Annotated in this window: 11 protein-coding genes and 2 tRNA genes; 12 read left to right on the plus strand and 1 reads right to left on the minus strand. The window is 72.5% G+C overall.

Going from position 1 to position 11,924, the window contains the following annotated elements:
* The first annotated feature begins 47 nt into the window (after positions 1-47).
* Positions 48-1,016: a prephenate dehydratase gene (pheA, locus tag CMS_RS02105; protein ID WP_012297881.1), complete on the plus strand. Its 969-nt coding sequence runs from the start codon at positions 48-50 to the stop codon at positions 1,014-1,016.
* Here pheA and CMS_RS02110 read toward each other — a convergent pair.
* On the minus strand, positions 1,013-2,371 hold the full coding sequence (locus CMS_RS02110) for an APC family permease (protein ID WP_041464313.1): 1,359 nt from the start codon (positions 2,369-2,371) through the stop codon (positions 1,013-1,015). The two genes, pheA and CMS_RS02110, sit on opposite strands and share 4 nt — an antisense overlap.
* 142 nt (positions 2,372-2,513) lie before the next feature.
* On the opposite strand from CMS_RS02110, the gene serS reads away from it, so the two are divergent.
* The 11 genes from serS to CMS_RS02165 all read left to right on the plus strand — a co-directional run bounded on the left by serS (position 2,514) and on the right by CMS_RS02165 (position 11,902).
* Complete coding sequence (gene serS, locus CMS_RS02115) at positions 2,514-3,794, plus strand: serine--tRNA ligase (RefSeq protein ID WP_012297883.1); 1,281 nt, start codon at positions 2,514-2,516, stop codon at positions 3,792-3,794.
* Complete coding sequence (locus CMS_RS02120) at positions 3,791-4,612, plus strand: HAD family hydrolase (protein WP_012297884.1); 822 nt, start codon at positions 3,791-3,793, stop codon at positions 4,610-4,612. The genes serS and CMS_RS02120 overlap by 4 nt, the downstream gene beginning before the upstream one ends.
* A 161-nt stretch (positions 4,613-4,773) precedes the next feature.
* A tRNA-Ser gene (locus tag CMS_RS02125) sits at positions 4,774-4,858 on the plus strand.
* A 16-nt stretch (positions 4,859-4,874) separates the two neighbouring features.
* Positions 4,875-6,134, plus strand: a complete 1,260-nt coding sequence (locus CMS_RS02130; RefSeq protein ID WP_012297885.1) for an LCP family protein — start codon at positions 4,875-4,877, stop codon at positions 6,132-6,134.
* Positions 6,135-6,554: 420 nt separating this feature from the next.
* Positions 6,555-6,646: transfer RNA gene (locus CMS_RS02135), tRNA-Ser, on the plus strand.
* An 82-nt stretch (positions 6,647-6,728) separates the two neighbouring features.
* Entirely contained in the window at positions 6,729-7,274 is a 546-nt protein-coding gene (locus tag CMS_RS02140) for a hypothetical protein (protein WP_223842694.1), read from the plus strand.
* Between the two features lie 97 nt (positions 7,275-7,371).
* Positions 7,372-8,334 (plus strand): IS481 family transposase, encoded by a 963-nt coding sequence (locus CMS_RS02145; RefSeq protein ID WP_012297887.1) that lies wholly within the window; start codon positions 7,372-7,374, stop codon positions 8,332-8,334.
* Between the two features lie 76 nt (positions 8,335-8,410).
* Positions 8,411-9,499 (plus strand): LacI family DNA-binding transcriptional regulator, encoded by a 1,089-nt coding sequence (locus CMS_RS02150; RefSeq protein ID WP_012297888.1) that lies wholly within the window; start codon positions 8,411-8,413, stop codon positions 9,497-9,499.
* A 171-nt stretch (positions 9,500-9,670) separates the two neighbouring features.
* Positions 9,671-10,369 carry a ThuA domain-containing protein gene (locus CMS_RS02155; protein ID WP_012297889.1) on the plus strand — a complete coding sequence of 233 codons (699 nt, stop codon included), beginning with the start codon at positions 9,671-9,673 and terminating at the stop codon, positions 10,367-10,369.
* Positions 10,370-10,386: 17 nt separating this feature from the next.
* A complete protein-coding gene (locus CMS_RS02160) occupies positions 10,387-11,463 on the plus strand; it encodes a Gfo/Idh/MocA family protein (RefSeq protein ID WP_012297890.1) in 1,077 nt (358 codons plus the stop codon).
* A gap of 91 nt (positions 11,464-11,554) precedes the next feature.
* Positions 11,555-11,902, plus strand: a complete 348-nt coding sequence (locus tag CMS_RS02165; protein WP_012297891.1) for a hypothetical protein — start codon at positions 11,555-11,557, stop codon at positions 11,900-11,902.
* Positions 11,903-11,924: the final 22 nt, after the last annotated feature.

Here is an 11,924-nt window from a genome sequence, read left to right on the forward strand (position 1 = left end):
ATCCATCCTGGCACCGGCCCCCGCCGATTCCCATCTAGGGTGCAGGCATGCCCGAGACCCCCCGACCCGACGAGACGTACAGCTACCTCGGCCCGGCCGGCACCTTCACGGAGGCGGCGCTCAAGCAGGTGGACGCGGCGCGCGGCCGCACGTGGCGCGCGGTCAACAACGCGTCGGAGGCGCTCGCCGACGTCGTCGCCGGCACCTCGGTCGCCGCCATGATCGCCATCGAGAACTCGGTCGAGGGCGGGGTGACCGCCACGCAGGACGCGCTCGCGAACATCCCGGGCCTCCGGATCCTCAGCGAGCACCTCGTGCCCGTGTCCTTCGACCTCGTGGTGCGGCCGGGCACGGCGCTCGCCGACGTGCGGACGGTCGCCGCGCATCCGGTCGCCTACGGGCAGTGCCGCCGCTTCCTCGAGCGCGAGCTGCGCACGCACGGGCACGTGCCCGCGACGTCGAACGTGGCCGCGGCCCTGTCGCTGCTGGAGTGCGGCATCGCCGACGCCGCCATCGCGCCGCCGCAGATCACGGAGAGCCAGCCGCTCGAGGCCGTGGCCCGCGGCATCGGCGACAACCTGAACGCCGTCACGCGCTTCGTGCTCGTCGGCCGCGCCACCGCGCTCCCCGCGCGCACGGGTGCCGACAAGACGAGCCTCATCATCGAGCTGCCGGACGACCGCGCCGGATCCCTGCTCGACCTCCTCGAGCAGTTCGCGACCCGCGGGGTGAACCTCGCGCTCATCCAGTCGCGGCCCATCGGCGACGAGCTCGGCCGCTACCGGTTCGTCATCGACGCGGAGGGGCACGTGCACGACGAGCGCGTGGCCGACGCGCTGCTCGGGATCCGCCGCTTCAGCCCGCGCGTCACCTTCCTCGGCTCCTACCCGCGGGCCGACGGGACGCCGAGCACCTACCGCGCCCGGTACGAGGACGACGTCTTCCTCGAGGCGCGCGACTGGCTGCGCGGGATCCTCTCCGCCGAGCCCGGCGCGGGCGCGGACGCGGGCACCTAGCCGCGGTCGACCGGCCGGGAGCGCGCGCCCGTCACGCGGCTGAGCAGGTACAGCACGATGCCGACGGCCACGAGGATCGCGCCGAACAGCCACACCTGGCCGCTCTGCTGCGTGAGCAGCAGGACGCAGGAGAGCGTCCCGAGCACGGGGATCGCGGTCCAGACGCGGAAGTGCGCGTGATCCACGCGGTCCTTCCGCAGCACCAGCACCGCGACGTTGGTGCTGATGAAGACGAAGAGCAGAAGGAGCACGACGGTCTCGGCGAGCGTGCCCACGTCGCCGACCGCGGTGAGGCCGATGGCGACCAGCGTGGTGACGACGATCGCGACCCACGGCGTCCGCCGCCTCGGCAGCACGCGGCCGAGCACGCCGGGCAGGAGGCCCTGCTCGCTCATGCCGAAGGTAACGCGGCTCGCCATGATCATGGTCAGCAGCGCGCCGTTCGCCACCGCCACGAGGGCGATGAGGCTGAACACCCACGGCGGGATGCCGGCGCCGGTCGCCTGCACGACCGCGAGCAGCGGCCCGGTCGACTCGGCGAGCTCCTCGGCCGGGAGCGCGGCGGAGCTCGCCAGCGCGACGAGCACGTAGACGACACCCGCGGTCGCGAGCGCGCCGAACAGCGCCTTCGGGTAGACGCGGCTCGGATCCCGCACCTCCTCGGCCACGTTGGCGCTCGTCTCGAACCCGACGAACGAGTAGTACGCGACGATCGCCGCCGAGAGCGTGGCGAGCGCGGCGTTCGAGCCCTCGGGGAACTCCGTCACGCGCGACACGTCGCCGCCCCCGCCGCCGAGCATCACGGCCACCACGACGATCACGATGACGAGGCCGCTCAGCTCGATCACGGTCATCACGACGTTGCCGCGCATGCTCTCGGTGATCCCGCGGGCGTTGAGCGCCGCCACGAGCAGCAGGAAGACGATGGCGGCGGGGATCCGGGGCACGTCCATCACGGGCGCGAGCAGCGTCGAGAGGTACTCGCCCGCGAAGGCCAGCGACAGGCCGGCGGCGCTCACGACCCCGGCCGCGAGCATCGAGAAGCCCACGAGGAACGACACGACCGGCAGCTTGAACGCGCGCTCCGCGAAGATCGCGGCGCCGCCCGCCTTCGGGTACTTCGTGACGAGCTCGGCGTAGGAGCCCGCGGTCAGCAGCGCCAGCAGCAGCGCCACCACGAGCGGCACCCAGAGCGCGCCGCCGACGTCCTCCGCGAGCGTGCCCATGAGCGCGTAGATCCCCGCGCCGAGCACGTCGCCGAGGATGAAGAGGAACAGCAGCGGGCCGGTGATCGCCTGCGTGAGCTTCGAGCCGCCCGCGGGAGCCCCCGTGTCGGCCTCGGTCGTGGTCGCCATGTCCGGTCCTCCTCCTCGGTCGCCGGGTCGGATGCCCGGCGGGCACGCTCGCGCGTCCCCCCACGACCCTGGCCCGGTCGCGCGTCGGCGTCCGGGGGCTTGACGCCCGGCCGCCCGCGACCCGCTTCGTTAGAGTGACGGGGTGATCGATCCGCAGACCCTCCGCGACCATCCCGACCTCGTCATCGCCTCGCAGGAGCTGCGCGGCGCGTCCGTGGAGGTGGTCGACCAGGCGGTCGCCGCGGACTCCGAGCGCAGGCAGGCGATCACCGAGTTCGAGGGCCTCCGCGCGGAGCAGAACGCGCACGGCAAGCTCGTCGCGAAGGCCGACAAGGCCGACAAGCCGCGCCTCATCGCCGAGGTGCAGGAGCTGAAGGCCCGCGTCACCGCCGCGCAGGAGCGCGCGCAGCAGGCCGAGGCCGCGCTCGACGAGGCGATGCGGCGGATCCCGAACATCGTCATCGACGGCGTCCCCGCGGGCGGCGAGGACGACTGGGCGCTCCTCCGCGAGGTCGGCGAGAAGGCGGCCTTCGACTTCGAGCCCCGCGACCACCTGGAAATCGGCGAGATCCTCGACGCCATCGACATGGGCCGCGGCGCCAAGGTCTCCGGTGCCCGCTTCCACTTCCTCAAGGGCATCGGCGCCCGGCTCGAGATCGCCCTGATGAACTTCGGCCTGGCCCGCGCGCTCGAGGCGGGCCTCGTGCCGCTCATCACGCCCACGCTCGTGAAGCCCGAGATCATGGCCGGCACGGGCTTCCTCGGCGCCCACGCCGACGAGGTCTACCACCTCGACGACGACGACCTGTACCTCACGGGCACGAGCGAGGTGGCGCTCGCCGGGTACCACGCCGACGAGATCCTCGACCTCGCCGCGGGGCCCATCCGCTACGCCGGCTGGTCCACGTGCTACCGCAAGGAGGCGGGCTCCTACGGCAAGGACACCCGCGGCATCATCCGCGTGCACCAGTTCCAGAAGCTCGAGATGTTCTCCTACGTCGACCCGGCCGACGCCGAGGCCGAGCACGAGCGCCTCCTCGCCATGCAGGAGCGCATGATGCAGGACCTCGGCCTCGCCTACCGCGTCATCGACACGGCGGCCGGCGACCTCGGGTCGAGCGCCGCCCGCAAGTACGACGTCGAGGCGTGGATCCCCACCCAGGGCGCCTACCGCGAGCTCACCTCCACCTCGAACTGCACGACGTTCCAGGCCCGCCGTCTCGGCACGCGCTTCCGCGGCGAGGACGGCCGCACATCGCCCGTCGCCACGCTCAACGGCACGCTCGCGACCACGCGCTGGATCGTCGCGATCCTCGAGACCCACCAGCGCGCGGACGGCTCGGTGCGCGTGCCCGAGGCGCTCCGCCCGTACCTCGGTGGCCTCGAGGTGCTCGAGCCGGCCACGGCGAAGGCGGCCCGATGACCCCGCGCGTGTCCGACGCCGACCGCCTCCTCATCGCCCTCGACATCGACGGCACCCTCCTCGGCGAGGACGGCTCGCTCGACGAGTCGGTCATCCGCGAGGTGCGGCGGATGGAGGAGATCGGCCACCTGGTCATGCCCTCCACCGGCCGCTCGGTCGCCGACACCCTGCCGATCGTCGACCGCCTGGGGATCCACCCGCGGTACATGGTGTGCTCGAACGGCGCCATCGTGCTCGAGCGCGACGCGGACGCCCCCGCCGGCTACAGCCGCCGCTTCGTCGAGACCTTCGACCCCGCCGACGTGCTCCAGCGGATCCACCCCCACCTCGCGAGCGGCCGCTACGCCGTCGAGGACGAGCACGGCGTGTACCTCTACGCCGGCGGCGACTTCCCGGACGGCGCGCTCGAGGCGAACGGCCGCCAGGTCGAGTTCGAGGAGCTGCTGCACGTTCCCGCGACGCGCGTCGTCGTCATCTCGCCCGGCCACGACATGGAGGACTTCCAGGACGTCGTCGAGCGCATGGGCCTCCACCGCGTCAGCTACTCGATCGGCTGGACCGCATGGCTCGACATCGCGCCTGACGGCGTGAACAAGGCCACCGCCATGGAGCGCGTGCGCGAGCTGCACGGGATCGACCGCACGCACGTCTTCGCGATGGGCGACGGGCGCAACGACATCGAGATGCTGGTGTGGGCCGGCGAGCACGGCCGGGGCATCGCCATGGGTCAGGCGCCGGCCGAGGTCATCGCCGTCGCCAGCGAGGTCACGGGCCCCATCACCGAGAACGGCGCGGCCGCGGTCCTCGCCCGCCTCTGACGACCGATTCCCCAGCTGGGGAGAGTTCAGCTCGCTCTGATCCTGCCCATGCGAGAGTGGCGCATCCCGCGCGGCCACCCGGCCGCACCACCGCGGGCCGACCGGCCACCGGTAGGATCCTCATCGATCGCACGTCGCCCGCCACGCGGGAGCGCGCATCGGGAGGGCTGTCCGAGCGGCCGATGGAGCCAGTCTTGAAAACTGGTGGGCAGAGATGTCTCGTGGGTTCGAATCCCACGCCCTCCGCCCGGAGAGGATCCGCATGAGCGACGCGCCCCTGCGACCCCGGCGAACCGCCACGACCCCCGTCATCGCCCGCCACGGCCGGCTCGGACGACCGAGCGCGGCGCGCACCCTCGTCAAGGGCATCGCTATGGGCGTCGCGGTCCTGCTCGTCAGTGGGCTCTCCGTCGGCACGATCGCGCTGTGGGACCTCAACAAGTCCGTCCAGGCGAACACCGTCGACATCAGCGACGGCACCGAGCAGACCACGGTCGGCGTCGGCGCGCTCGACGGCGGCTTCAACGTGCTGCTCGCCGGATCCGACACCCGCCAGGGCCAGGGGGACGGCTACGGCAAGACCGACGGCGCGCTCAACGACGTCAACATGGTGCTCCACGTCTCCGCCGACCACTCGCAGGCCACGGTCGTCAGCCTGCCGCGCGACATGGTCGTGCCCATCCCCGCGTGCGCGCGCAGCGACGGATCCGGCACCGCGCCCGCGATGTCCGCCGCGCCGCTCAACTCGGCGCTGTCCGACGGCGGCCTGCCGTGCGTCGCGAAGACCGTCGCGCAGTTCACCGGCCTCGACATCCCGTACGCCGCGCTCATCGAGTTCAACGGCGTCATCGAGATGTCCAACGCGGTCGGCGGCGTCCCCGTCTGCCTCGCGAGCCCGCTCAAGGACAAGCGCACCGACCTCGACCTCCCGGCGGGCGAGAACACCCTCCAGGGCAAGGAGGCGCTCCAGTTCCTCCGCACCCGCCACGCGGTCGGCGACGGCAGCGACCTGGCGCGCATCAGCAACCAGCAGGTCTTCCTGTCGGCGCTCGTGCGCACGATGAAACAGTCGAGCACGCTCTCGGATCCCACGCGCGTCTACGGCCTCGCCAAGGCCGCGGTCGACAACATGCAGCGCTCCACGTCGCTCGACTACCAGACCATGGCGTCCATGGCGCTGGCGCTCAAGGACATCCCGCTCGACCAGGTGCGCTTCCTGCAGTACCCGGGCACCACGTCCGGCACGGGCGTCTACGCCGGCAAGGTCCAGCCGCTGAAGGCCGACGGCGACCAGCTCATGCAGCTGCTGAAGGCGGATGCGCCGTTCGAGGTCAAGGCGGGCAACACGGGCCTCGGCGCGGTCGAGGAGCAGCCCGCGGCATCGACCCTGACGCCGTCGCCGAGCGCTCCTGCGGCGGCGAGCGGATCCCAGCCCGCCACCTCGGCGCCCACGGTGCTGCCCGAGGCCGTCACGGGCACGGACGCGGGGACGGTGACCTGCTCGAAGGGCTTCAAGGGGTGAGCCCGGTCGCGCGCGCGGCCGCTTGAGCGCCGCGCGTCGGATGAGGGCGACGGGGCCCCGCCGCACACCCTATGCAGCGAGGACCCGTCTATCTCGTTCAGCTTTCGACCCGAATCCTCCGCCGGACGAGAATCTCGTGATCTCGCCCACGGGGGCTCGCGACGTCGTCGCGTGCGTGAGGGTGAGCGGCGCCGGTTCGGGGGATCCGGGACCGCGGCCATGTGGGCGAGCGGGACATCTCTGGGCTGACACATCGACACGCGGGGGGTAAGCCGGTCGGGTCCGGCACACGCGTCGTCAGAGACACTACGTGTCCGTCGAATGGGGGACAACCGCGCCGCACCCCCCGTTCGGGCCGGCGGCCCGGTGCGCGGGGATGTGAGCAGGCCGCCGCGTCCGGTACAGTGGACGGGTACGTCTGGAGACGTCGCATAGTTCGGCCTAGTGCACCACCCTGCTAAGGTGGAGTACCCGTATGGGTACCGTGGGTTCAAATCCCACCGTCTCCGCCATCTCCCCGTTCCGGCCCCGCGTGGCTGCGTCCGCTTCCTGGCTGCGTCCGCCGCCTGGATCATGGCCCAGTACGCTCGACGCATGGACCGCCAGATGCTCGACCAGCTGTCGACGGGCCGTTCTCGGCGCGACGTGCAGGCCATCCGCGAGGCGCTGTCCGCGCTGACCGCCGGAGACCTGGTGAGCGTGGTCATCCGCTCCCCGCGCTACGGCCTCCACTCGGTCGACGGCCCGGTCCGCGTCGGGTCCAACGGCCAGCTGGTCGTCGCGGACACGGCGCTCGGCGCAGCCGGTGAGATCCAGTCGGTCTCCATCCGGTCGGGCGACGACATGCCCCCGCAGGGTGGGCTGCCCGACTCCGTCGTGGGCCTCGGCCACGGCACCGTGGCGCGCGTCACCTTCGACGAGCCCGCCTACGGCGCGTTCCACGTGACGGGTCCGCTCACCGCAGGCGACGACGCGTTCCTCCTCGTCAGCAACTGGATCGTCGTCAACGGCGACGCGTTCGCCCCGCGGGTCGTCTCCGTGGAGGTCGCGGACGACCTGGACGTGCACCCGGCCAACGTGCCGCCGCGGAGGCCGTCCGTGGAGGACGCCGTGGCGCCCGCGCCCGGCCCCACGGCCTAGTTGTAGTTCCTCGGGAGGTTGTGAACGCTGGGGCGGATAGCGAAGACCTCCGGGACGATGTGGGTTACCACACTCATCAACGTCCACGGAGGTCTTCGTGACTCACGCTAACGCCCCGTTCACTCCCGCGGGCAGGGTTCGGCTTGCCCGGTTGATCATCGAGGACGGGTGGCCGGTCCGGCGTGCGGCGGAGAGGTTCCAGTGCTCGCCCGCGACCGCGTCGAGATGGGCTCGCCGGTATCGGGCCGGGTTGCCGATGACGGACCGCTCATCCCGCCCGCACCGGCAACCGACCCGCACGAGTCAGCGTCGGGAGCGGCGGATCATCGCGCTGAGATTCACTCGCCGGTGGGGCCCGCACCGCATCAGCTACCACCTGCGTATCCCCCGTTCCACGGTCGAGCGGGTCCTCCGTCGCTACCGGATGCCGTTGCTCACGCACCTGGATTCCGCGACGGGACTCCCCGTCCGACGCTCGCCCGCGCGACGTTACGAGCACTCCTCGCCGGGAGATCTGGTCCACGTCGACATCAAGAAGCTCGGCCGTATCCCGGACGGCGGCGGGCACCGAGTCCTCGGCCGACAGGCCGGCCGGAAGAACAACCCCCGGACCGGGCGGGGATACGCGTTCCTGCACCACGCCGTGGATGACCACTCCCGACTCGCGTACTCCGAGATCCTCACCGACGAGCGCAAGGAGACCGCTGCCGCGTTCTGGGCCCGCGCGAACGCGTTCTTCACCACCGCGGGCATCACCGTGATCCGTGTCCTGACGGACAACGGCTCCTGCTACCGCTCCCACGCCTTCACCGAGGCGCTCGGCACCATCGCCCACACACGCACCCGCCCCTACCGGCCCCAGACCAACGGGAAGGTCGAGCGCTTCAACCGCACCCTCGCCACCGAGTGGGCCTACGCCCACCCCTACCTCACCGACGAGGCCCGCGCCGCGACCTACCCTGCCTGGCTGCATCACTACAACCACCACCGCCCCCACACCGGCATCGGCGGACTCACGCCCGCCGAACGCGTTCACAACCTCACTGGGAACTACACCTAGTCCCCGCCCGTCTGGTCCCCGCCCGCCTCAGCGCCTGGGCCGGTCGCCGCGGCCGGGTCGGCCTAGCATCGCCCCCATGACCGACACGTTTCCCGATGCGCCGCGGCCGTCGGATCCCGAGCACGGCGCCGGCACCACGCTCGGCCTCATCGCGCGCGAGGCGAACGTGTCGATCGGCACGGTCAGCAAGGTCCTCAACGGCCGGAAGGGCATCTCCCCGGCCACGCGCTCCCGCGTCGAGGAGCTGATGGAGCTGCACGGCTACAGCAGGCGGGGGGCCGAGCGGCCGCACGGCGCGCTCATCGAGATCGTGCTCGAGGTCGTCGACACGGGCTTCTCGGTCGACCTGCTGCGCGGCGTCTCGGCGGTCGCCCGCGAGCACTCCCTCAGCGTCATCGTCACCGAGCACGGGCGCGACAACGCCCTCGACGGCGACTGGATGGCGGGCGTCATGCAGCGCCGGCCGATGGGCCTCGTCCTCGTCTTCTCGGACCTCGCGCCCGCGCAGAAGCGGCAGCTGCGGAGCCGGGGCATCCCGTTCGTGGTGGTGGATCCTGCGGGGTCGCCCGCCGCGGACGTGCCGGCCGTCGGATCCACCAACTGGGAGGGCGGCCACGCCGCGGGGGAGCACCTGCTGGGCCTCGGGCACACGCGCATCGGCGCCATCAGCGGCCCGCGGCACCGGCTCTACTCGCGAGCGCGCATGTCGGGCTTCCGCAGCGCGCTCGAGGCGGCGGGACCCGCGGTGTCGCTGGTCGAGGCGGAGGGCGACTACGGCCGCGTCGCGGGGTACCGCGCCGGCGGCGAGCTGCTCGACGGAGAGGCGCGCCCCACCGCGATCTTCGCCGGCAACGACGAGCAGGCGCTCGGGCTGTACGAGGCGGCGCGCGAGCGGGGGATCCGCGTCCCCGACGACCTCTCCGTGCTCGGCTACGACGACCTCCCGTTCGCGCGCATCGTCTCGCCGGCGCTCAGCACCATCCGCCAGCCCGTGCGCGAGATGGCCGAGGCCGCGGCGCGGATGGTGTTGCGGATCCGCGAGGGGCGGAGCGACGAAGCGACGCGGCTCGACCTCGCGACCGCTCTCGTGGTCCGCGCCAGCACGGCGGCCCCCGCGGCCCCCGCGGCCCCCGCGGCGACGGACGCGGTGTCGCCGCCCGAGTGAAACGTTTCGGATCGGCGGCGACCTCCTTGCCCCGCCCGACCGCCGGTGCGTAGCGTTCGAGGGGCGCACGGCAGCCGACCGGACGCACTCGACGAAGGAGTCGCCCGTGATGCAGATCCCCCGCACGCCCGCCCGGTCGCATCGCGACCACCCGACCCGGACGGCGCGCTCGTGACCGCGGCCCGGAAGGCGCTCGTCGTCCGCGGCGGCTGGGACGGCCACATGCCCGTGGAGACCACGGGCCTCTTCATCCCGTTCCTCGAGGAGAACGGCTTCGAGGTGCGCGTGGAGGAGGGCTCGGCCGTCTACGCCGACGCCGCCGCCATGGCGGAGACCGACCTCATCGTGCAGGCCAACACCATGACGACAATCGAGCCCGAGGAGATGGCCGGCCTGTACGCCGCCGTCGTCGCGGGCACGGGCATGGCCGGCTGGCACGGCGGCATCGCCGATTCGTACCGGAACACGGCCGACTACCTGCACATGATCGGCGGCCAGTTCGCCCATCACGCGGGCAAGGACCCGGCCGAGCGCACGGGCGAGCAGTCCGACAACTACATCCCGTACACGGTCGAGATGACCGAGCTCGGGCGCACGCACGAGATCACCCGGGGGATCGCCGATTTCGACCTCGTGACCGAGCAGTACTGGGTGCTGAGCGACGAGTACAACGACGTGCTCGCGACCACGACGCAGACCGTGCGGCCGTGGGATCCGTGGCACCGTCCGGTCACCGCGCCCGCCATCTGGACCCGCCAGTGGGGCGAGGGCCGCATCTTCGTCTCCGCCCCGGGCCACCGCATCGAGGTCGTCGAGGACCCGAACGTCCGCACCATCATCGAGAGGGGCCTCCTGTGGGCAGCACGCTGACGCACGACGACGACGCGATGACCCTCGGGATCATCGGCGTCGGGAAGATCAGCGAGCAGTACTTCGCCGCGTTCGAGACCCTGTCCGGCGTGCGGCTCGTCGCCGTCGCCGACCTCGACCTCGACCGCGCGCGCACGGTCGCCGAGGCGCAGGGCGTGGACGCTCTGAGCGTGGACGACCTCATCGCCGACCCGCGCATCGACACGGTGCTGAACCTCACGATCCCCGCCGCGCACGCCGAGGTCGACCTCCGCGTGCTTGAGGCCGGCAAGCACGTGTACGGCGAGAAGCCGCTCGCGCTGAGCCCCGCGGAGGCCGCGCCGATCCTGCGGCTGGCCGAGGAGAAGGGCCTCCGCGTCGGATCCGCGCCCGACACCGTGCTGGGCACCGGGATCCAGACCGCCCGCGCCGTGCTCGACGCCGGCACGATCGGGAAGCCCGTCGCGGCGAACGCCTTCTGGGGCGCGCCCGGACACGAGCTCTGGCACCCGGCCCCCGCGTTCTACTACCAGCCGGGCGCCGGACCCATGTTCGACATGGGCCCGTACTACCTGACAGCGCTCGTGACGCTGCTCGGCCCGGTCACGCGCGTGCAGGGCGCCTCGCTGCGCTCCGACCGCGTGCGCTCGGCCGCATCCGACCCCGAGGCGCGCGAGATCCCGGTGACCGTCGACACGCACGTCAGCGCCGTGCTCACGCACGCGTCGGGCGCGGTCTCGACCGTCACGATGAGCTTCGACATCTGGGCCACGCGAATCCCGAACATCGAGGTGTACGGCACCGCCGGCACGCTCTCGGTGCCCGACCCGAACCACTTCTCGGGGCAGGTGCAGGTCGCCACGTCGACCGACCGCGAGTGGGCGGACGTCGAGCCGAGCGCCGGCTTCGTCGACGCGGGGCGCGGCTGCGGTCTCGCGGAGATGGCCGACGCGATCCGCCGGGGCGTGCCGCACCGGGCGTCGGGGGAGCTCGCGTTCCACGTGCTCGAGGTCATGGACGCGATCCTCGACCCCGAGGCGACGGGCGAGATCCGCAGCTCCGTGGGGCGCCCGGAGGCCGTGCCGCTGGGACAGCCGGGGCGCTCCGGCGACTGATCCGAGGTCGTCCGCGAGCAGATGGTGGGCAGCCTTCCACAACCCCGCCCGACGACCGTTCCTGGGAGCCCCGGCGGACTAGCCTGACGCCGTGACCCGCCACTTCTCGCAGTTCCTCTTCGCGCCGTACGGCGACGGAGAGGGGCTGCGCGCGGTGGAGGCGGACGACGAGCAGCTCCTCGGCGTGGACGCGCACGACGACCCTCGGGAACCCGAGGCGGACGTCACCGACCCGGCCGTCTGGCCCGCGCTCACCGCCGTCGAGTGGCCGCTCACGCACCGGCCGTTCGGCGACGATGACGAGCCCGAGATCGCGGACGGCCACTTCGCGCCCGCGGATCAGGATCCGGACGGGGAGGCCCAGGAGGAGGCCGCCGCGCACGCCGCCCGGGCCGCGCTCCTCGCCGAGGTCTACGGCTGGCCGCACCGCGCCATCTGACGCGGTCGTCGCAGCGAGCCAC

The organism is Clavibacter sepedonicus, assembly GCF_000069225.1.
Classification (GTDB): Bacteria; Actinomycetota; Actinomycetes; order Actinomycetales; family Microbacteriaceae; genus Clavibacter; species Clavibacter sepedonicus.

What these genes read in the sequence shown, in the direction of transcription:
- CMS_RS02150 (WP_012297888.1), top strand. Translation starts at nt 8,411, where the DNA reads ATGACCGACACGTTTCCCGATGCGCCGCGGCCGTCGGATCCCGAGCAC.
- pheA (WP_012297881.1), top strand. Translation starts at nt 48, where the DNA reads ATGCCCGAGACCCCCCGACCCGACGAGACGTACAGCTACCTCGGCCCG.
- CMS_RS02120 (WP_012297884.1), top strand. Translation starts at nt 3,791, where the DNA reads ATGACCCCGCGCGTGTCCGACGCCGACCGCCTCCTCATCGCCCTCGAC.
- CMS_RS02140 (WP_223842694.1), top strand. Translation starts at nt 6,729, where the DNA reads ATGGACCGCCAGATGCTCGACCAGCTGTCGACGGGCCGTTCTCGGCGC.
- CMS_RS02110 (WP_041464313.1), bottom strand. Translation starts at nt 2,371, where the DNA reads ATGGCGACCACGACCGAGGCCGACACGGGGGCTCCCGCGGGCGGCTCG.
- CMS_RS02160 (WP_012297890.1), top strand. Translation starts at nt 10,387, where the DNA reads ATGACCCTCGGGATCATCGGCGTCGGGAAGATCAGCGAGCAGTACTTC.
- CMS_RS02130 (WP_012297885.1), top strand. Translation starts at nt 4,875, where the DNA reads ATGAGCGACGCGCCCCTGCGACCCCGGCGAACCGCCACGACCCCCGTC.